The sequence below is a fragment of the uncultured Caldilinea sp. genome, assembly GCF_937128415.1.
GTDB lineage: Bacteria > Chloroflexota > Anaerolineae > Caldilineales > Caldilineaceae > Caldilinea.
In genome coordinates this window covers 1-20,989 of sequence record NZ_CAKZMJ010000081.1, presented here as the reverse complement: position 1 = coordinate 20,989, position 20,989 = coordinate 1, and the positions used below count along the sequence as shown (strand labels likewise).

At 62.5% G+C, this 20,989-nt stretch carries 17 protein-coding genes; 1 reads left to right on the top strand and 16 read right to left on the bottom strand.

Going from position 1 to position 20,989, the window contains the following annotated elements; translation table 11 throughout:
• Nucleotides 1–242 precede the first annotated feature (242 nt).
• From Q0367_RS15070 to Q0367_RS15020, 11 genes are all read right to left on the bottom strand, one after another.
• Nucleotides 243–2,027 carry a hypothetical protein gene (locus Q0367_RS15070; protein WP_297632729.1) on the bottom strand — a complete coding sequence of 595 codons (1,785 nt, stop codon included), beginning with the start codon at nucleotides 2,025–2,027 and terminating at the stop codon, nucleotides 243–245.
• On the bottom strand, nucleotides 2,024–4,426 hold the full coding sequence (locus Q0367_RS15065) for a hypothetical protein (protein ID WP_297632727.1): 2,403 nt from the start codon (nucleotides 4,424–4,426) through the stop codon (nucleotides 2,024–2,026). Before Q0367_RS15065 ends, Q0367_RS15070 begins: the two co-directional genes overlap by 4 nt.
• Nucleotides 4,410–5,579 (bottom strand): MalY/PatB family protein, encoded by a 1,170-nt coding sequence (locus tag Q0367_RS15060; protein WP_297632725.1) that lies wholly within the window; start codon nucleotides 5,577–5,579, stop codon nucleotides 4,410–4,412. Before Q0367_RS15060 ends, Q0367_RS15065 begins: the two co-directional genes overlap by 17 nt.
• Nucleotides 5,580–5,632: 53 nt before the next feature.
• Nucleotides 5,633–5,971, bottom strand: a complete 339-nt coding sequence (gene mnhG, locus Q0367_RS15055; RefSeq protein ID WP_297632722.1) for a monovalent cation/H(+) antiporter subunit G — start codon at nucleotides 5,969–5,971, stop codon at nucleotides 5,633–5,635.
• 5 nt (nucleotides 5,972–5,976) lie between these two features.
• Complete coding sequence (locus tag Q0367_RS15050; RefSeq protein WP_297632719.1) at nucleotides 5,977–6,267, bottom strand: monovalent cation/H+ antiporter complex subunit F; 291 nt, start codon at nucleotides 6,265–6,267, stop codon at nucleotides 5,977–5,979.
• The gene (locus tag Q0367_RS15045; RefSeq protein WP_297632714.1) at nucleotides 6,264–6,755 is read right to left on the bottom strand and encodes a Na+/H+ antiporter subunit E; all 492 of its coding nucleotides are present in this window, start codon (nucleotides 6,753–6,755) and stop codon (nucleotides 6,264–6,266) included. The genes Q0367_RS15050 and Q0367_RS15045 overlap by 4 nt, the downstream gene beginning before the upstream one ends.
• Nucleotides 6,756–6,758: 3 nt before the next feature.
• Nucleotides 6,759–8,378 carry a proton-conducting transporter membrane subunit gene (locus tag Q0367_RS15040; RefSeq protein WP_297632707.1) on the bottom strand — a complete coding sequence of 540 codons (1,620 nt, stop codon included), beginning with the start codon at nucleotides 8,376–8,378 and terminating at the stop codon, nucleotides 6,759–6,761.
• Complete coding sequence (locus tag Q0367_RS15035; protein WP_297632704.1) at nucleotides 8,375–8,881, bottom strand: sodium:proton antiporter; 507 nt, start codon at nucleotides 8,879–8,881, stop codon at nucleotides 8,375–8,377. Before Q0367_RS15035 ends, Q0367_RS15040 begins: the two co-directional genes overlap by 4 nt.
• Complete coding sequence (locus Q0367_RS15030) at nucleotides 8,878–9,345, bottom strand: MnhB domain-containing protein (RefSeq protein ID WP_297632701.1); 468 nt, start codon at nucleotides 9,343–9,345, stop codon at nucleotides 8,878–8,880. Before Q0367_RS15030 ends, Q0367_RS15035 begins: the two co-directional genes overlap by 4 nt.
• Complete coding sequence (gene mbhE, locus Q0367_RS15025) at nucleotides 9,338–11,755, bottom strand: hydrogen gas-evolving membrane-bound hydrogenase subunit E (protein ID WP_298983225.1); 2,418 nt, start codon at nucleotides 11,753–11,755, stop codon at nucleotides 9,338–9,340. Before mbhE ends, Q0367_RS15030 begins: the two co-directional genes overlap by 8 nt.
• Before the next feature lie 681 nt (nucleotides 11,756–12,436).
• On the bottom strand, nucleotides 12,437–14,356 hold the full coding sequence (locus tag Q0367_RS15020) for a serine hydrolase (RefSeq protein WP_298983223.1): 1,920 nt from the start codon (nucleotides 14,354–14,356) through the stop codon (nucleotides 12,437–12,439).
• A 239-nt stretch (nucleotides 14,357–14,595) separates the two neighbouring features.
• Between Q0367_RS15020 and Q0367_RS15015 the strand changes: the two genes are divergently transcribed.
• Complete coding sequence (locus Q0367_RS15015; RefSeq protein ID WP_298983220.1) at nucleotides 14,596–15,231, top strand: HAD family phosphatase; 636 nt, start codon at nucleotides 14,596–14,598, stop codon at nucleotides 15,229–15,231.
• Here the strand turns inward: Q0367_RS15015 and Q0367_RS15010 are convergent.
• The 5 genes from Q0367_RS15010 to Q0367_RS14990 form a co-directional block, all read right to left on the bottom strand.
• Entirely contained in the window at nucleotides 15,225–16,181 is a 957-nt protein-coding gene (locus Q0367_RS15010) for a radical SAM protein (RefSeq protein ID WP_298983217.1), read from the bottom strand. The genes Q0367_RS15015 and Q0367_RS15010 overlap by 7 nt on opposite strands.
• A gap of 26 nt (nucleotides 16,182–16,207) precedes the next feature.
• The gene (locus Q0367_RS15005) at nucleotides 16,208–16,474 is read right to left on the bottom strand and encodes a BON domain-containing protein (RefSeq protein WP_297632686.1); all 267 of its coding nucleotides are present in this window, start codon (nucleotides 16,472–16,474) and stop codon (nucleotides 16,208–16,210) included.
• A gap of 357 nt (nucleotides 16,475–16,831) precedes the next feature.
• Nucleotides 16,832–19,927, bottom strand: coding sequence for a PA14 domain-containing protein (locus Q0367_RS15000; RefSeq protein ID WP_298983213.1), 3,096 nt, complete (start codon nucleotides 19,925–19,927; stop codon nucleotides 16,832–16,834).
• Nucleotides 19,928–20,110: 183 nt separating this feature from the next.
• Nucleotides 20,111–20,665 (bottom strand): hypothetical protein, encoded by a 555-nt coding sequence (locus Q0367_RS14995; RefSeq protein ID WP_298983212.1) that lies wholly within the window; start codon nucleotides 20,663–20,665, stop codon nucleotides 20,111–20,113.
• A 4-nt stretch (nucleotides 20,666–20,669) separates the two neighbouring features.
• Nucleotides 20,670–20,945 (bottom strand): acylphosphatase, encoded by a 276-nt coding sequence (locus Q0367_RS14990; protein ID WP_297632677.1) that lies wholly within the window; start codon nucleotides 20,943–20,945, stop codon nucleotides 20,670–20,672.
• Nucleotides 20,946–20,989: the final 44 nt, after the last annotated feature.

The following is a 20,989-nucleotide window of genomic DNA, read 5'->3' as shown; positions in this document are numbered from 1 at the left end:
TGAATTTCTTATGTTGAAAGTCCAGAACCTCAGGATCGACTACCCTTTTAGTTTCCGCTAAACGTCACATGACAACGAGAAAGAGATGACAAACAGCAATTGGCAGTTCACAATGTGGTTGACAAAAAACATAAAGAACTCAGTTCTGCCCCATTTACCCAAGAAGATCGATGCGTATCACTGCCTCAAGGGGCTGCTTGACTTCTATTTACCGGAAACAAAAGCTCCTTAAAAATTGTGGATCATCGCTCTATCCACCCCAGCGGCGCAAACGGCGCGGCGATCGCCTGGCCCGCTTGCAGCGGCGTTGCGTATTCGCCGTCGTACACCTGCAAACCTACTTCGACCAGATAGCGCCCCGGTCCCGCCCATGCCGGCCAGCGGATCCTATAGCGGTCTTCGACCACGACGCCTTCCGGCCAGCGGTCGGTGCTCCACCGCCCATAGCCGGGCGACCGTCGCCACTCCCACGCCAGGCTGCCATCCTCGGCCACCACGCGCAACGTCGTGCGCCAGTCCTGCGTCGGCGCGCGGTTGCTGCGCCAATACAGGACAACCTCCTCGCCTAAGGACCAGTCCACCAGAGACAGCTCGCCGAAATCGAGCGGCTCGACCTGGTGTAGGCGCGGCGTCCATTCAACCGGCTTCGGCGGCGCCATAATGGGCAAAATCACGCCGACAAGTCCGTACACGCTCAGCCCTGCGAGGAACACAAGCAGCGCGGCGGCCGCCAATGCACGCCTGAAAAACGCCCAGCGTTGCAATCCTTCCAACCACAACACGACGATGGCGCCGAGGGCCGGAAAGAGCAGTCGCCCCTGGTCGGTGCCCAGCGCCACCAGCGAATATCGCCAGACGCCGAACGCTGCGCCGAACAGCGCCGTCGCCAGCACGGCCAATGCAACGCGCTCGTCCGGCGCGCGCGCCTTCCAGCTGTGCAGATAGCCCAGCAGACTGAGCGCCGTCAATGCAGCGAGCAGCGCATACACCCAATCAGCCATCGGAATGTGGCCGGCGCCGCCGAACTTGCCCCAAAACGACAAAAACCACCCCTTCAACAGCCAGGCCGTATCCGCCCATGTCCACGGCGTCGTGCGCAGGTCCACGGTCTGGCGCACCAGCGCCATGCCTGTTGGATCGCCGTAAAGTCGCCAGTTGCGCCACAGCCAGGGGCTGGCAATGACAAGCGCCGGCACAAAAACGAGGGCGCCGTGCAGCAACCAGCGCCGCCATGAAGTTAGCGTCGCATCCCAGGCTGTCTTCCATCCCACCCTTGTCGTCTTTCTATGATGGGCGCAGAGTGCGCCGAGGAAGATAGCCATCGCAACTGCGGGCCACAGGGCCGCCGTGCTGGCCTTGGCGAGAAGACCCAACCCCAGCGCCAGCGCCGTTCCGCCGAGGGCCCGATGCAGACGTCGCTGCGCATTGGCCGCGCTGGCGCGAAAAATGACCAGCGCGCCCCATAGCGACAACGTCCCAAAGAGCGCAGCCGGGCTGTCGTTGCTCACGGCGCCGCCGAGGAAAGCAAGCTCCGGCAGAAAGGCCGCCACGCCCATCGCCGTCAACGCCAGGCCGGGCTGCCGCGGCCAGGCGGCGTTCGCCAGCGCATAGACTGCGGCGACCGTGGCTGTGCTCATCAGAACCGACCACAGCCGCGCCAGGTGAAAAGCGAGCACGCTCCCGCTCCAGGGAAAAGCCTCTCGCTGCGTGTGGATGAAAAAGTTGGGCGACCAATTCGCCTCAGGCTGAATCTGGACGTCGGGATTGGCGCGTAGAAAGTCAAACGCCGGCTCCGCCAGCGAGGCCAGCGCAGCCGCGCCGATGTGAGCCAGCGGCGGATGTTTGCCTTGCGTCACCTGCGGCCCTTCGGGCAGGCTGCGCTCCCTCGCCAGATAAACTACATAGGCCCAGTGATCCGCCTCGTCGGGCGCTTCGCCGGCCGGATTCCAGATGCTGTAATGGAGCGCCAGCGCAAAATGCGCCATCACCAGCAGCGTCGCCAGCCAGCGCATCCGGCCCCGACTCATGGTTTCACCTCCAGCCGCCCCAGCTCCAGCCGCGCCTCCGTTTGATTCAACGGCTGCAACGGCGCATCCGGCTGACCGGGTGGATACAAACCGGCGTAGATTGTGTAAACGCCCGCCGGGAGATCATCGGGCAACCAGACCTGGTGCGTAAAGTCCAAAAGCTGGCCGCTGCGCCACCGCTCGAACGGCGTGAACGCACCCGCTAATGGCTCATCTTTTTGCGCCGCCATTTGCCCTTCAGCGTTTACTACGTGAATAAATGTGGTCAACGGCTGCTCCGGCTGCTGAATCGACCAGAATAGACGCACATCGAGCGGGCGACCAGGTTGCATGGCGCCGAGCATGGCCGCCTCCAGCCGCACCGAGCCGTAATCTGCGCCTACCGGCGATGGATGGACGGCTCTTTCCGTCAGATTCAGGTTGACCACGAACAGCGCAAGCACGACAAGCGCAGCAAGCGCCAGACGAAGGGCAAAAGACCGGGAGAGTGGGAGCGTAGGAGAGCGGGAGAGGGGGAGAGCGGGGAAGAGAAGAAGAGCGCTGAGCGCAACGGCGCTGAGCAGAAGGCCAAGCCAGAGCGCAGGCGTCGGCGCCAAGCGCACCTCGACGCGCGGCTCGCCTGCATCGAGATCGACGGCCAACAGCCCTAAAGCGCCGTCAGGATAGGCTGGAGTTGCAACGCCGTCCACGAACACCTGCCAGGCTGGAAAGTAAAAACGGGAAAATCGCAATATCAACGGCGCGTCTGCGTGGATGCGCCACGCCCCGTGTAGATACCCCTGTTCTTCAGGCGTGGCCGTGAATGCAGCAGCCGCTGCGTCGGGCTCCGGCGACGTCGGCGGCCGGCCGACCGCCCATCGCTCTTCCTTCACCCAGCGCGGTAGAAATTCTCCCGTCCACGTGGCGCCCACCTGCCCGTGCTCGGCGTCGAACCGCCACATCTGTTCACGGGTCAATTCATTCGCAACAAATGGTGCAGGCGTCGGTGCCAACCCGGCGACAGCGTAGACGACGCTATAAATTGCCAGCAACCCGCTGACTGCGCCGGCAAAAGGATCGGCGCGCCTCTCCGGCAGACGGCGCGTCGCCGCCTCGAGCAATGTGGCGGCCATGCATGCAAATGCCAATGCCAGAATTGTCTGCCAGCGCCACGGGAATTGCAACTTTCCCAGCGTCGAGGCCAACCAGGACCAGAGGCCCGCGCTGGCGGAGGTCATCAGAAAAATTGTCATGACGCTGAGCGCCACGGCGAGCGCAAGATGAGGCCGCAACGGCGAAGTGCGCCAGAAAAGCATCGCCAGCAGAGCTACGGCCAGGAGCGCGAACAAATAACCGGGGAGAGGGACGGTCGGCTCCGTCGCCGTCGGGTATCGATACACCGCTGCATCGCTCGCCAACGTCGCCCAGCCGGCGAAATGGCTGCGGAAGCCCTCGCCCGCGGGCGCAGCGCCCAATCCCACCCAGTCGGCCTCCAGCAGCGAAGGCGCCAGATGAAACGCACTCAGCGCCAGACCGAATACGAGCGGCAGGAGGATCACCGGCGTCAGCGCAAAACGGCTGCTTGGGTGATGAGAGAGCGGGAGAGGGGGAGAGCCTGAGAGCGGGAGAGGAGGAGAGCCTGAGAGCGGGAGAGGGGGAGAGCCTGAGAGCGGGAGAGGGGGAGAGCCTGAGAGCGGGAGAGGAGGAGAGCCTGAGAGCGGGAGAAGAAGGGCGCACCCAAGAGCCGCCAGGACCGCCATGAGAGCCGTCAGGTTGTGCGTCAGGACGAGGCCGGCCCAGGCCAACGCCGCAAGCGTAAACCATCGGCTGGACAGGAGGCGACGCAACAACGCCCAAAACCCGCCTGCGGCGCCCTCCACAGCGGCGAATTGTCCCAGTCGAAAACTCGAAAACGCAATCAACGGCAGCCAGAAAAAGGCGGCGAACTCCGGCAAGGCCCCGCGCACGAAGAGATCATACAGGCGATAGGGAAAGGCCAGATAGAGCACAGTTCCTGCGATGGCGACGGTCGGGCGTGCCCAGCAGCGCAGCAACGCGATCATGGACAACGCCGAAGCGCCGAACCAGAGCGCCAGCGCCAGCCGCGTGGCAGTGAGCAGATCTACACCTATGAGATGTAAAAGCGCAGGGAGATAGTAGAACGCCGGCGCATAGTAATGGAGCACCGGATAGCCATAGCCAAAGGCGAAATCGGGAAACCAACGGGGCAAAAGGACGCCCATCTGCAGCGCCTCGGCCAGGGCGCGCACGCGATGCAGGTGAAAGAGGCCGTCGGGCGTGTCAGGCCAGGGCGACGTCCCCCAGTAGAGCGCCAGCGCAGCAGCGGCTGCAACCAGCGCGTATCCAGCTCGTGCGCGTCGTCGGTCGTTCACCGGATGGAAATCAGTCGGATGCTCCATTCAGCGCCGCCGCCATGCGTTGCAGCCCTTCCTCCAGGGTGCGACGCGGGCAGCCGAAGTTGAGCCGCACAAAACCTTCTCCTCCTTCGCCGAACCATGCGCCGTCGTTGACGGCCAGCTTCGCCTTGCGCAGGAGGAAGTCGGCGGGTTTGCCGCCGTCGACGACTTCGCGCAAGTACACCCAGAGCAAATAGGTGGCCTCTGGGCAGGTGAACCGGACGTTGGGAAGATGTTGTTCAAGGAATGCGACGGCGAAATTGCGGTTGGCTGTGAGATAGCTGCGCAGCGCCTCGAGCCACGGGTCGCACTGGGTGTACGCTGCCTCGGCCGCCACCATGCCCAGAATATTGACGTGGGGAGTGATGCCCGCCATCGCTCCCTCCACCTGCTTGCGCAGCGTTGGATTCTGAATGATGGCGAAGCTGGCGCCCAGCCCGGGGATGTTGAAGGTCTTGCTCGGCGCCATCAGGGTGATCGTGCGTTGGGCAATCTCCGGCGCCAGGCTGGCGATCGGAATGTGGCGCGTGTCGTCCAGCAGCAGGTCGCAGTGAATTTCGTCGGAGCAGATCACCAGGTCGTGCGCCTCGCAAAAGGCGGCGATCTCGCTCAGCTCCTCGCGCGTGTAGGCGCGTCCGACCGGATTGTGGGGGTTGCAGAGCAGAAAAAGCCTCGTCTGCGGCTGGATCGCCTCAGCCAGCCCTTCCATGTTCAGCTCGTAATGGAGACGACGCCCGATTGAACGCACCCGCAGCGGAGCGGATTGCAATGTGCGATGCTGGTTGATGGGCGCCGTCAAAAATGGCCCGTAGACCGGCGTGTTGATCAGGACGCCGTCGCCTCGCTCGCCGATGGCGCGGCTGACGACGTTCAAGCCGCTGACCAAACCGGGAAGAAACAAGATTTCTTCTGGCCGAATCTCCCATCCGTAGAGCCGCATCATGCGCTCGACCAGGGCGCGTTTCAGCGGCTGGGATTCGAGGCCATAGCCGAAAACGCCATGCTCCACGCGACGGGCCAAAGCGTCGATAATGGGCTGGGGCGAGGCGAAGTCCATGTCGGCCACCCACATGGGGAGCACATCTTCCGGGAAATAGCCCCATTTGGCGCTGTCCGTGCCTCGGCGTTCAATGACGCGATCAAAATCGTAGGACATGATCTTTCACCTGATGAAAGCTGACTGCCGGATGAACGGGAGCCGGTTGACAATCACTGGTCGCTTGCGTCCTTCGCCATGTCGTCATAGTTGAGATGTTTGCGCTTCACCGGCCCGGTGCGGTAGGCGGCGCGCGACATGGCGGAGGTGGCGATCGGGAGCGTCGCAAAGAGCAAAGCGATGAGCAAAATCATGCGATAGAAGAGGAATTCCTCGAAAAAGTAAAACCCGGCTGCCAGCAACATGGCGCTGATGCCGACCGTAGAAGCTTTACCGCCGGCGTGCATGCGCGAGAAGACGTCGGGCAGACGCACGATGCCGATGGCGGAGACCAGCATGAAAAAGACGCCGAAGGCGCTCAATAAGACCACAAAAATTTCCAGCAGCGACATAACGCCTATTCCTCGTCCGACTCCCAATCCTGCAGGTTGGACTGTTCAATATAGCGCGCCAGCATGACTGTGCCGACAAAGCCGAGCACTGCGGTGACGATGGCCGCGTCGAGCAGCGCAGCCGCCTTGCTGCGCATGGCCAGCAGGGCAAAGATGCCGATGGCGTGACTCGTAATGGTGTCAAAAGCCACGGTGCGGTTGGGGGGGTTGGGGCCGAGATAGAGCCGCACAAAACAGATCATCAAGGAAAACGCCATGATGGCCAGCAACACTTCCAGCCAGAAATCGAGCGTCATGCAATGACTCCTCCGCGCGTGACGCGCAAAATGCGCCGCTCAAAATCGTGCTTGATCTTCCGCCGCACCTCCGACGGATCTCCCATGACCAGGTTGTGCACATACAGCACGCGTTGCCCCTCGGGGTTGCGGCCCACATGGATGCTGATGGTGCCCGGCGTGAGCGTGATCGAGCTGGCGAGAATGGCCGTCTCCAGGTCGCTGCGCACGTCGAGCGGGATCTCAACGATGCCCTGGTCGAGTTTCGGATCCGGCGACAACACGTAGCCGGCGACCTGCACGCTGGCGACGACAATGCTCCAGATCATAAAGAGCACATAGCCAAAGATGCCCAGAATGGTTCCGGCGTAGCCCCGATAGATCACAGAGAGCACCAGAAAGCCAAGCACAAACCCGGTCGCCAAGGTGGCGATGTCGACGCTCTCCTGAAGCGCGCTCCAGGAAATCGCCAGGATGAGGTTCATCAAAAAGATATTGCGCGTGTGCATGCATCACCTCCCTGCCAGCTCCGTCGCCTGCGATGCAGCGGTCAGTCCCCACTCCGGCGGCGCGATGCGGAGGTCTTGTTCGGTCAACGTGGGGCCAACCGCCTTCACATAGGCGGCGCGATCGATGGCCTGATTCGCCGCCGTCTGCACCATGTCAAGCGCAGGCTGTGCAACCAATCCTAGCGTCAGACTGAGCGCAACCAACGCGATCACGGGCGCCACCGTCATCCACGCATAATTGGGCGCCGTCTGCCGCCGCTGCGTGAGCGGCTGTCGATGCGGCTTCCCCCAGAAGATGTACTGCCAGAGCCGGATCATGCTCATGGTTGTCAACAGGCTCACGAAGACGCTCACGCCCGCGATCGCCCACTGACCGGCGGAAAAGGTGACTTCCAGCAGCCCCAACTTGCCGATAAACCCGCTGGTGGGCGGGAAGCCGGCCAATGAAAAGGCGGCGATAAAGAAGACGGTCGCCTGCAAGGGTTTGAGTCGAACCAATCCTCCGAGTTCATTCAGTTTCCCTGTGCCCATCTCCAGCTCAACGGCGCCGCCGCCGAGCAAGAGCGCCGTTTTGACGATCTGATTGTGCACCAGGAACAGGATCGCCAGCGCCAGGCCAAAGCCAATTCCATACGGGTTCGGCGTCATGGCGACGGCCAACCCCATCACCATGTAGCCGATCTGGCTGATGATGTGAAAGCTGAGCAGGCGGCGGATCGTCGGCTGGGCGAAGGCGCCCAACACGCCGACCACCATCGTCAGCCCGGCGATCGTCATCAACAGCGGCTGCCATTGATTGAGCAGCCATGGGAAGAAAAGCGGGAAGACGCGATACATCGAATACATGCCGACCTTGGTCAGCACGCCGCTGAAAAGGGCGGTCACGGCCGGATGGGGCGTGTGATAGCTGCTGGGCAGCCAGAAGAAGACCGGAAAGACGGCGGCCTTGGCGCCAAAGGCAATCAGCAGCAGTCCGGCGATCATCGCCTGCACCAGGTAGGGGGCGTCGTTCATGCGCACGGCGATGTGCGCCATGTTGAGCGTGCCGAGCGTCCCATAGGTCACGCCCGCCGCCAACAGCAGCATCATCGAGCCGACCAGGTTGAGCACAACATAGCGGATGCCGCCGTTGAGCTGGCTGGGCGTGCCGCCGACGGTCAGCAGCACAAAGCTGGCCATCAGCATCACTTCATAAAAGACGTACAGGTTGAAGAGATCGCCCGTCAGAAATGCGCCGTTCGCTCCCATCAGCAAAAAGAGCATCATCGGGAAAAAGCCGAGCTGGGCTCGTTCGGAGTCGATGGTCGCCAGGGCGAAGGGAAAGATCAGAACGCTGAGCAGCGCCACCATCACCAGCATGATCGCGCTGAGAGCGTCCAGATACACGGTGATGCCGAAAGGCGGCGTCCAAAGCCCCATCTGGTAGGCCACCGGCTCGCCGTTCAAGACAAAAACCAGCAGAAAGACGGTCACCGCCAGATTGACGAGGACGCCGACGCCCACCAGCGTTTGCTGAATCTGGAGCCGCCGAGGGAATTGCATGAATTGCAGGAACATCCCCACCGCTCCCAAAAGCAGGGGGATGGCCACAGGCAGGGTGATCACGGTCGGATGAAGGCTCATTCGCGCGCGACCTCTCGTTCTGCTTCAGGGTGATCGTACACTTCGTCCAACTCGTACTGAAGGATGTCGTAATCGTCAGCTGCATCGGGCAGCTTCATGCGCAGCGTAAATTCCGCAAAGGGGTCGGAGGTGTTGACCACCGTCGCCAGCTCGCCCGGCGCCAGGTCGCTGCCGGTGAGGGCGTCGCGGCGATAGACAAGCGCCACGATGAAGGCGGTGACGCCGAAGCTGATCACGATCGCCGTCAGAATCAGCGCCTGCGGCAATGGATCTGCATAGCTGGCGAACAACACGTCGGCGCCTTGCGGGGCGCCCCCCATTTCTTCAGGCACGATCGGTGGTGCGCCGCGGGTTAAGGCGCTGGTGCCGAAGAGGGCAAGGTTGACGGCGTGGGTGAACAACCCCAACCCTAGAATCAGCTTGATCTGTCCGCGTTGCAAGACCAGGTAGGCGCCGCAGGCAAACAGGACGCCGACCAGCAGCGCCAGCATGAATGCTGTCATCGGTGACGATCCTCCCTTTGTCTTTCAAGCCGCGTTTGCTCTGTCACGGCGGCTTCGGCGGCTTCGCCCAGTCGCAACAGGTAGGTGATCGCCATGCCCACCACGACGAACATCACGCCCAGGTCGAACAGTTGCGGCGTTCCAAATTTGAGCTTTTCTCCGGCCATAGAAAATTCGAGCCAGATGCTGCGGAAGAAGCCGCCGTTGTACATGCCCAACAGCGCCGCCCCCACCGCAATGGTCAGACCGGCGCCGGCCAGTGGAACCGCCCACGGGCCGTAGCGGTCGCGCGTGGCCTGCGCGCCTCTCGCCAGGATCGTCAATTCGATGGCCGAGGCCGCCACCAGTCCGGCGATAAAGCCGCCGCCAGGCATGTCATGGCCGCGCAGGAAGAGAAAGATGGCGATCAGGAAGATGACGGGCGTCAAAATTTTATCGACCAGGCGCAGGTAGATCTCAATCATGTCCGACCTCCGTCGCCTCATGCTTCATGGGAGAAACCGGATGCGCGCCATCCTCGCCGGCGCTGCGTGCGGCGACGATGCGCCGACGCAGTTTGTGAATTTGCGGGCTGCGCAGCAGGGCGTAGCCGCCGAGCGCCGCCAGCCCCAACACGGTGATCTCCCCCAGCGTATCGTAGCCGCGGAAGTCCACCAAAATGACGTTGACGACATTGGTGCCTTTGCCGAGCGAATAGGATTTTTCCAGGAAATAGGGGCTGATGCTCTCCCCAATCTGCGTCACATGGTTGACCATGACCACGGTGAAGCCGAAAAAGCCCATGGCGATGGCCACGAACAGTCGAAACGCCCGGCGTCGGTCGTCCTCGATAAAGGGATCGGGGCGCACGCGGAAAAAGACGAGCACCAGCAGGATGACGGTCAGCACCTCGATCAGCAGCTGCGTCAACGCCAGATCGGGGGCGCCAAAGACGATAAAAAAGATGGTGACGGTGATCCCGACGACGCCCAACGAGATGATGGCGCTCAGGCGAGAGCGGGCGCGCACCGTCGCCAGCGCGCCCAGGATGGCGAGCGCAAAGATCAACCATTCGGCGATGCTCGGAATCTCCAGCGAGTCGAGCAAAACGCTGGTGCGCGCTGTAGGGAAGAAAAGCGCATAGACCACCACCGCCACCCCCGCCAGCAATGTGACGCTGACCTGCGGCGCCATCGGGCTGCCCTGGATCACCGTAGTGAGCCGGTAGGCGAAATGATAGATGGCGTCGATGGTGGCGTCATAGACGGCCAGCGAGCTGAATTTCTCCGGCACAGCCGCGAACGCTCGACGCACGCGGTTGCGAAGGGCGAAGACTCCAACGCCCACCGCAATTGCGGCCAGGCTGGTCAGGAAAACCGGCGTTAGCCCGTGCCACAATTTCAACTGGAGCGTCGTCGGCTCTCCAGCAATTGCTGCAATGGCAGGCGCAAAGAGCAGGTTCTCATACGCGCCTGCAAAAAACGCACCGACGGTTCCCAGGAGCGTCAAGAGCAGCGCCGGCGCAACAAACCCCGGCGAAGGCGCATGATGCAGATGCGCGGGATGTTCATCCGCCTGACGACGGAAGAAGGCTTCCCACGCCAGCGTCACGATGGCGCCCACCATAAAGAGCGCAGCCAACACCGAGGCTGCGTACATCAGCCCGCCGACGAGGCCATCGCCATGCTCCAGCCGTTGAAAGCCCTGCTCCAACATCAGCTCCTTGGCCAGGAACCCCATCGTCGGGATCACGCCGGACATCGAAAGCGCGGCCAGCACCACCGTCGCCGCCACGAGCGGCATGGCGCGCGCCAGGTTGGCCAGCCTGCGCAGGTCGCGCGTGCCCATTGCATGGTCGACGATGCCGGCGCTGAGGAAGAGCGGCGCTTTGTAAAGCGCATGCGCCAGCACGGTGACGACGAACGCTTCATAGGCGTATTTCTCGCGGAAGGCCAGCAACATCACCAGCGTGCCCAACACGGCGACGGTGGCGTAGGCGAGCAGCGCCTTCATGTCGGTGTAGCGAATGGCGCTGACGCCGCCGAGCACCATCGTGAAACCGCCGACCAGGAAGAGCGTCCAGAACCAGAGCGGCAGCTCGCTGAAGGCCGGATGCAGCCGCGCCAGCAGAAAGACGCCCGCTTTCACCATCGTCGCCGAATGGAGATACGCGCTGGCGGGCGTCGGCGCCGCCATCGCCCCCGGCAACCAGAACTGGAAGGGAAACTGCGCCGATTTGGTGAAGGCGCCCAGGAAAATCAAGACCAGGGCGACCGGCGTGATGGATGCAGCGGCGATGTCGGGAGCGGCCAGAATTTCACTGATATTGAACGAGCCGACGTGCAGCCCTAGCAACACCATGCCGGCCAGCATCGCCAGGCCGCCGGCCGTCGTGACGATCAAGGCGCGGCGAGCGCCTTCGGTGGCGCCTTTGTAGTCGCTTTTGAAAGCGATCAACAGATAGCTTGTGATGCTCGTGCCTTCCCAGAAGATGAAGAGCGTCAGGAGATCATCGGCCCACACCAACCCCAACATGCTCGCCATGAAGCCATAGAGCACCAGGTAGAAAAAGCCCTGTCTCGGCTCGCCCTCGAAATAATAGGCGGTGTAGAAGGCGATGCAGGCGCCGACGCCGGTGATGATCAGGCCGAAAAAGAGCGCCAGCCCATCCAGACGCAGGGCAAGCTCCAGGCCCAGCGTAGGCGCCCACGCATAACGTTCTGCAATGAAATTGCCCTGGGCGACTGTGGGCAGCTGCAACACCTGCCACACGGTGATTGCAGCAGGCGGCAGGGCGCTGAGCCAGGCGAACCATAGAGAGCGATGAGGTTTCAGGAGCCAGAATATCGGTGCAGAAACAAAGAGTATGACCAGACTAAGCGCAAGAGCAGGCACGATGTGTTCTCTCGTCTTGTTCGTGATCCTCGAAAGAAGTGCGAGTCGACGTCGACTCAGAGGATTGGATGCAGTTCGCGCCGGCGCGGGCTGCGTTCATTTTTTGAATCTGGTGAAGAGATTTCCGGGTGTTTTGGTCGCTCAGAAATCTCGCTTCTCGATAAAGCATACATGACTTGGACGCTTCCTGCAAACAAATTGGGGCGCCTCGATCTACTGCAACCCATGCAGCAGTTAGACGATGCACTCAGACAAATTGGCGAGCGAAGCTCCCCACGGTTCTTACGACATTTGCGCGGTTTCCATGCACGGCATTCCACCTGGAGCCGCGGCAATCCTGTAGGGGATTCGTCGGTTGACGCTCCTCACCGGTCAACTTATACTGGGTTTGGGACGACGGCGAAGATTTTTATATCAGGAGGGTGTCTCCATGCAGCTCTTCCGACGGCTCTTCTCACAGGACAGGAGCGAATCATCGTCTGTTGAAGATCCCAAGACTGCGTTCCACACTCGCGTCCAGCCTCATTCCCATCTCCTCGTTGCTCTCTCCATCGCACTCATCGGCTTACTGGGCTTTCTGATCGTTCTCCTCATTGCCGTAGCCGCTGGGTGAAACGACGCGCCCTTTCACCAGCCGGTCTATTGGGGGGTGAACTTCAGGGTGGAATGCGAAAGCGTCCGCTACAGCATGAAAGCCAGGAAATTCCAGTGCCACAGCACCCAGACCACGCCTAGAGCAAGCAGCGTGAGCACGGTGTAATGCAGGCGGCTGAACCAGCCCCAGTAGCGCCTCAGCCAGCTCAGGACGGTGAAAAACGCCATGCCGAGCGCAAACAGTGCGATCGCCGTTGGCAGCAGAAGCAGGGCGGAAAGCAGCGGCGGCTCGCCAAAAAAGATTCTGGGCACGCCATAGTCGGGATGAATGTCCCCCAGTACACCCACAAGCATGAGCAGAAACGCCGTCAGCGCAACGCCGAAAAGCCCCGCCGTCCAACGCGCCAGGCCGGCTGCAAATGAAGCTCGCCCTGTCCCCCGGCGGGCTGCAAAGGCGACCACCCAACCGAATATGGATAGCAGCGTCATCAACAGGGCGCCGCCGACCAGGGGCGCTGTAAAGGAGAAGGTCGCGTACCAGGGCGCCTTATAAGAAGTGAAGGGCGTGAAGTCGTTGAAGTGCAGCCAGATGCGACCGGCGGCGTCCTTCTGAAAGAGAAGCCTGTCCTGACGTTCAGAATGGCGAAAGAATCCAGGCTCGATCTCGGCGTAGGTTTCCGTCCTTCCACCCATAAAGACCCGCACCGTTCCCTCGTCTGTGAGCTGGACAAGCGTCGGCTGAAGCAGTTGAAGAACTTTTTCGATCGTGGTGTAGTTTGCGCGTGCAGCATGATATTCACCGAGATACTGGGCGGCGCGCTGCGCTGCGTCCGCCGGTGGATTCACAGGCGTAAACGAGGCCGGGAAGTACCGATCCATGAATGCGCGAAAGAGTGCATCGCGCACCAGGGCGCCGCCAAGCGCATTGTAGGAGACGTATAGCCCCACTCCTTCCTCCGGAACGAGAAATAACCCCGTATGAAAGAGAGGCGTGTCGCCGGCATGATGGAGGATGCGCCGTCCGTTCACCGTCATTGTCATGAAGCCGTGCGCCATTCCATCCAGGCGAGGATCGGGCGTGAAGAGCTGGCTGTGCATCCGTTGCGCGGTCTCTTCCTGGAGGATGCGCGCATCGCCGAGACGGCCGTTCTGCAGGTGGGCCATCATGAAACGCGCCATGTCGCCTGCAGGCGCACTCATAGCGCCCGCAGGCGTGGCGGAGATAAACTCGAAGCCGCCGGTGCGATAGACGCCGTTGTCATAGAAATAACCGCCGGCGAGATGGGGCGCCAGTTGCGCCGGCAACGGCTGTCGAAAGGTGCTGGCGGTCATTCCCAACGGCTCAAAGATGTGCTTCTCTACGTAGCTTTCAAAAGGTTCGCCCGTAACGCGCTGCACGATATATCCCGCCAGCGCCGTCCCATAGTTGGAATAGGCGCTCACCTGTCCAGGTGGAAAGACGCGCTCCGGCAGGTGCCGCTTGAGATACGCCTCCAGCGTAAGCAATTCCTCCGCAGAGAGCACGAAAAGCCCCTCGCCGATGTCTTCAAAGCCGGGCGTGTGCGCCAACAGGTGCGCAAGGGTGATCGGCTCCGGGAAAGTGGCCGGGATCGGAAAGTCCAGATAGGCGTTGACGTCGGCGTTCAGGTCCAGCCTGCCCTGTTCGACCAGTTGCATGACGGCCGTCCAGGTCACCAGTTTCGACGTCGAGCCGGGGCGAAAGAGGGTGCGCTCAGGATCGACCGGCGTGCGGGCTTTCAGGTCTGCATAACCGTAGCCCTTGGCTAAAAGGACGCTGTCCCCCTGCACGATGGCCAGTGCTGCACCTGGAATGTGATGGCTCTCCAGGTGGGCGGCCATCAGGCCATCCATGAACGTCTCGAGGTCGACGGGATCGATTGGATTCTCCGATTGCGCTGTCGCCGGAGTGGACAACAGGGCGAACACCAAAAGCGCCGGCGCAAGTGATCGAGTCAAGAGGGTGAACAGAGAGAAGGCGAGCTTCATGGTAGGCTCCTCAAGCGTCTGCGCAACGGCCCCAGCGTTCATGCGCGCAGATTCACAGGAACGCCCGCGTTCGATGGTAGCTCAGGATTCGAGTTCATGCAAAACTGCAAGCGCTTCAGCTTTTTGCTGCAAGTCCCTCACCTGAGCGACAATCCTGGAGGCGCTGCAGCCCGATTCGCCTTCGTTGGCTAGCGCCAATTCCATTATCTCGTGATGCATGGAAGGCCAGGAGTCTTTTTGTGGAAGCTACGAACATGGATTCGATCCTCTTTGACCTGGGCAACGTGCTTGTGCACTACGATCACAAGCGCGCCCTGTCTGCGCTGGCGGCGCTCTACGGCGTCGACGCCGAGAAGGTTCTCCACCTCCACCAGGAGATCGCACCCGCGTTCGGGTTGGGGCGGATTGAGCCTGAAGAGGTGGTTGACCTGTTCAACGAACGCTTTGGCGCCGAGCGCAGCCTGGAGCAATTCGCAGAGGCGTTCTGCAGCGGCCTTGCGCGCGACGACGCCGCACTGGCCTACGCCGTGAGTTTACGGCAAGAAGGTGAACTGGCGATCGGCGTCATCAGCAACACCAACGCCATCCACGTCGCCTGGCTCGACGACCATGCGCCGGAGCTGAAGGAGTTCGATCTGGTGATGATGAGCAATGAAGTCGGGATGTGCAAGCCGGACCCAGAGATTTTTGAGCTGGCGATGGAGTTGCTCAACGTCCCTGCCCAGCGAATTCTCTATATCGATGACCTGGAGGAAAATGTCGAGGCGGCTCGCAAACTGGGCATGACGGGCGTCGTGCATTCCGATTGGGCGCAAACGCGTCGCCAGATCGAGGCATGGCGCGCCGCACGCCGCCACGCCGTCCGTCCTCAGTGAACGCCGAGCCGATGCAGGCTGCGACGCCGGTCTAGTCGCGTCAGGCCCAACGTTTGCGCGTAAGCAACCGCCTCTGCATATTCGCTGCGCGTCAGACGTCGATTCAACTCGGCGTAATGCTGGGCGTCGACGCGACCGGCCGGGTAGTACTGATCCATGAGATTCACGTACGTGTTGAGCGACACTTCTTCCGCCACAAAGCGCAGGATGGCCTTGGTTTCCTCCAGAAACCCCGGCATGACGAGATGGCGCAGCAACAGCCCGCGTTGCGCCAGACCATGCTCATCGATGACCAGGTCGCCGACTTGCCGATGCATTTCCAGAATGGCCCGGCGCGCCGCCTCTGGGTAATCTTTCGCTTTCAGATAGCGTTGTGCAAGCTGAGGAGTCCAGAACTTGAAGTCCGGCATGTAAATGTCCACGACGCCGTCGAGCAGGCGCAGGCTTTCCGGCGAATCGTAGGCCGAGGTGTTGTAGACGATCGGCAGCCGCAATCCCCGTTCGACGGCAATGACCAACGCCTCCAACACCTGAGGAACGACGTGCTCCGGCGTCACCAGGTTGATATTGTGGACGCCTTGCGCCTGCAGCTCGAGCATCATGGCCGCCAACCGCTCCGGCGACGTCTCCACGCCCACGCCTTCCTGGCTGATCTCGAAGTTCTGACAGAAGACGCAGCGTAAATTGCACCAGGCGAAGAAGATCGTCCCGCTGCCGCGCCACCCGCGCAGGCAGTCTTCCTCCCCGAAGTGCGGGAAGTAGCTGCTCACCCGCGCATAACGGCCGGTCTTGCAGACGCCCGTTTTGTCCGCAAGCCGGTCGACTGCGCAGTCTCGCGGGCAGACGCGGCACTGCGCCAATCCCGCCACCGCTTCCCGCGCCCGTGCGTGGAGCTCGCCGCTTCGATAGAGCGCCATGTAAGCAGGTTTGAATCGAGTCTCGCTTCGCATCACCTTGCTTTGCATTAATTTGCGATTTAATTCGCAACGCGCAATTCATTGACAATCCGGTCAAACTTCAGCCCCTTTGTCTGCAAGGCATTCGTGATCACGGTTTCGATGCGTTGTTTCTCCGCTTCGCTGTGGACAACGCCGCGCAGGTGAATCACGCCCTTCATGCTTTCCACAGTAAAAATATCGGCATCGGGAATCATCGGATCCACCGCCAGCGCCTCGCGTGCAGCCGCCTGCAGGCGATCATCTGCAAAATTCTGACTGGGTTTACCGAGAAAGGGGATTTTCATCGTGCGCCTCCTCGCATCAAATCAACGGACTTCTGGACACAAAACGCCATCATCGTGTTGAACGCGCCGCATCCTGCAGAAGACATCTCAAAATGAGACGAAGACATCTCAAAATGAGACCCCATCCCAAAAAAGGAAACAAGCGAGCAAGCACCGATCAAAATTATAGCATAGTTTTGTAGCGCAGAGGACGTAGCTTTTCACGAGCTCGCTGCGGATTTTAAGCCCAGCATAACAATCATCTGCCAGGAAGCTTGCAAGCTTCCTGGCAGATGGCGGCGGAAATTTTACATTCACCGAGCGCCCGGCGCAGGCAGTTGCGCTGTTCCCCACCTTTTATCGGCGGAGACGTCTGATTCAGCCGCCCCCGCCCCCTGGCTCCTCCGGTGGACTCGGCGTTGCGTTTGGCGCGTCCGACGGCGCTTCGCCAGAAGCCCGTAGCTGCTCGAAGTTGAAGGTGACGCCCGCCTGCGCACTGAAGTCGTCGGTCGCCACCAGAATCACCAGCCGCTGCGTCGCGATCACTGCGCCGTTGGGCCAGGTGGCCGGCATGACGAAGCTCATCAGGAAGTTGCCTTGAGCGTCGCTCGGCGCCGAGGCGTAGCGCACGTAGCTGTCTCCTTCGCCCACCGAGCCATCCAGCCGCACGAGGTGTACGTAGAGCATGGTGTTGGGTGGGAAGCCGCCGCCGCTGACCGTCACCGTCACGCCGGGCTGACCGGAGCCTGGGCTGACCTGCGCGTAGGGGTTGGGCGTCGGCGTCGGCGAAGCGGGCGGCGTGCTGGTCGGCGTCGGCGTGAAGGTGGGCGTCGCCGTCGGCGCTGCCACCTGATAAGCGAAGACGCTGCTCACCGAGACGCTGAAGTCGGGCGTCGCCACGGTGACCACAATGCGCTCCTGCGTGATGGCGCCGCCGTCCGGCCAGGTCGCCGGCATGGTGAAGATGAGCGAGTAGCGACCGGTGCTGTCCGTCTGGCCAGAGACGTACGCCATCCGCGCGCCGTCGCCTATCGACGCATCGAGCGGCGCCAGGTAGACCGCCACCGCTGCATTGGCCGGGAAGCCGCCGCCGGATGCGACGACGCGCGTGCCTGCAGGACCGGCGGCGGGCGCCAGGTTGATCGACGGATTGGCCGGCGTTGCAAAGAAGTCAAAGGTGGCCGTGGCCTGCGCAGCGAAATCGCCCGTCGCCGCCAGGATGACCAGCTTGCCGGTGGGGATGGGGCTGCCGTCTGACCAGCGTTCTGGCATCGTCAGCGCGGCGGTGAAATTGCCGTTGGCGTCGCTTGTGGCGCTCTGAATCGGCGGCGCGGCGCTGAGCGCGCTGGCGCGCACCACGCTGCCCAGGTAGAGGTTGATGGCGCGATTGGCCGGGAAGCCGCCGCCGCGCACTGTAACCTGCGTGCCGGGGCCGCCGGAATTGGGGTTGACCTCGACGTAAGGATTCGGCGCCGCGGTGGGCCGCGGCTGCGTCACATCGAAGTCGGCGGCGGCGCTGACGCGGAAATCTGCAGTCGCCACCAGCAGCGCCAGCTTGCCCGGCGACACCGGGCTGCCATCCGGCCAGGTGGTCGGCACTGTAAAGCGCAGGCTGCCGTTGCCGAAGCGGTCGCTGCTGCCGCTGGCGTAGACTGTGGCGCCGGCCGCCTCGGCGGCGCGCACGTAGGCGCCGAGATAGAGATTGACCGCCGTGTTGGGCGGGAAGCCGCCGAAGCTCACCGTCACCTGTTCGCCGACCGGCCCGGAGGAAGGATTGGCGTCGGCGAAAGGATTGGGCGTGGGCGGCGGCGTGGGGGTGCGGGTGGGCGTCGGCGTGCGCGTGGGCGTGGCCGTGGCGGGGAGGCGCTCCCACCAGAAGGTGATGAAGGCTGCACCCCGGTTCTGATAGTACTCGACCACGATGTGATGGCGCCCGTCCAGGCGACGGTCGGCGGTGTAGGTGGTGGCGCCACTCATATCGCGCCACTCGTCGATGATGCGCTGACCGTCGATGTAGACGCGCACGCCGTCGTCGGAGCGCACGTAGAAGCGGTAATCCCCGCGGGCGAACTCGAGCGTGCGCGACCAGCGCACCGAATACTCCACCGTCCCCAGCCCAGGCGCAGGCGCAACGTTCGTCCAGTTGAAGTCGATGGCGCGATCGTTGCGCACATGCACCGGCGCGCCGGAGAGATGGCGGTTGTTGAAGTACTCTCCGCGCCACTCTGGGAAGGAGGGTGGAGGCGTCGGTTCCAGCCGCCTCCAGCCGAAGGTCATGTAGGCAGGCTGACGGCGCTGGCCATAGTCGATGTAGATCGTGTAGGAGCCTTGCTCGAGCCATACGTCGGTGCTATAGGCGCCGGCGACGCCGCTCCACTGATCGAGCACCAGGCGGTTGTCCACCCAGATGCGCACGCCGCCGTCGCTCTCGCCGAAGAAGCGATACGTTCCGGCGGCGAAGTAGAGCGGACGCGACCAACGCACCGAGAAGCCTGTGGCCGGAAGGCCGGGCGCCGGTGCGCCGAAGCCCCAGTTGAAATGGACGGCAGGGTCGTGACGCACGAGGCGCGGCGCGCCCTGCAGCGACGGGTTGTCATAATATTCGCCGCGCCAGGCCAGCCCTGCCGGCGGCGTCGGCGTCGGGACGGGCGTGCGCGTCGGCGTCGCCGAGGGCGGAAGCGTCGGCGCAGGGGGCGCGGCCACCACCGGCGGCGAGCCGAGATAGTCGGTGAAGGCGCGCGAGACCCAGCCACGCGTGCCGTCCCACAGTTGACCGAAGAGCCACGTTCCCGTCGCATCCTGTCCGAGCACGCCGATGCGCGTGCCGTAGGTCAACGTGCGGATGACCGGGTAAACCACGCCAGGGCCGGTGCGCATGTTTAGCCCGCGGCTGGAGACCGTCGCAACGCCGTAGCCAAGGTCTTGCACGTCGCGCGTCGCAGTGGCGGAAGGGACGGTTGGAGAGGGCGTCGGCGTGGGCGGGGGCGTGGCCGTCATCTCGCGCACCAGCAGCTCGAAGGGCGCGGCGGCCGAGCGATCCCCGCGCAGCGAACGCGCCACCACCTGAAGGTCGCTCACGTCTCGCCAGAAGAAATCCAGCGGCGTCACAAAGACCAGGAAAAAGCGACCGTCGGCGTCGGTGGAGCCGCTGACCAGCGTCGCCTGCACAGGTTCTCCGTCCTGAACGCCTTCCAGGTTGACGAACACAACTTCGTTTGGCTCCCAGCCGGCGCCGGAGACCGAGACCGTCTCGCCGGAGGCCGCCGCAATCGGAGCAATGGCAATGATCGGCCCCTGGTCGGAAGGCAGCGGCGCCTGCTCCAGTGGGCCGGCCGCAATCGGGCGAATCACACAGCCGCTGAGCGTCGCAGCCAGCAAAAAGAGACCCGCCAGCGATGCCAATCGCAGGCGCGCTATCTTGACGGCCAGGCTGCTCACGCGGCCAGAGATCAGGCGATTCCATTGGTTTTTCATAGGCTCACCGTTTTTTTGGATCGATCAAACGAACGCTGTCATTACATAAGACGTTCGTCAATGAGGCGAAGTTCCGAAGACTTTGCGGCGGCTGGAGCGTTTCAGCCGCCGGCTTGCGCTTTTGCACAGCGTTCAGCCGTCGACGTTGCGCGGCGTGTCAACCGAATGGCTTCAGGACGAGGTTCAGCGGTAGAAATCGATCCAACGCAGCGAGAGCACAGGATGTCGCGCGTCGAGGAAGCCAGAGGGCAGCGTGACTTCGATGTGCCCTTGTCGCAATGGAATGGTGGGAAGGTCGCTGTTTTCGGCGACGATTTCGACGCGCGCCCAGAAAGGGTCGCCTTCGCTGAGGGGGAGGACGCCCTGTTGGGTGACCAGAGACTGCAAAACCGTGGAAGGGTCTTGGCTGGAGACTGAGATCTCCAGTCGTCGTTCGCCGTTGTCGAAGACCGCCTGCTCCAACCCTTGCAGGTGGAAAGCCACCACGATCGGCTCGCCGATCGGGCCTGGGAAGCGCACCTGCGCAGCGCCGATGCCGCGTTCGCTGTGGACGTCGATGCGAACGCCCTTCTCTTCGACGAAAATGCTCACCTGGTCGCCTTGCTCCACCGTCTCCACGACAGGCGCCGATGGAGCAGGCGGCGGGGTGATCGGTCGGCAGCCTGTCACCAGCAGCGCCATGCAGCAGGCGTAGAGCGCCAGACGAATCGGCGCCGGGCAAAAGGTGGAGTGGGTCATGACATTATCCTCGAATCGTGAAATCGCGAAATTCTCCTGTTGCGTCCAGCCAGTGGAGGTCGACGAAATCGACGCGTGCGGCGGGCGGCCCTTCGTGTAGCCACGCTGCGAATTTGCGTAGATTGGCCTCCGGTCCTTCGGCCACCACGCGCACGGTGCCGTCAGGGCGGTTGGCCACCCAGCCGCGCAGGCCGAGCAGCTTCGCCTGGTTGTTCGTATAGTAACGAAAGGCGACGCCTTGCACGCGCCCGTGAATCGTCGCCTCAATGCGTTTGTCCATCGTCGCTCCTCCGCTCAGAGGTCATGTGCAAATCAGTTTCAGCG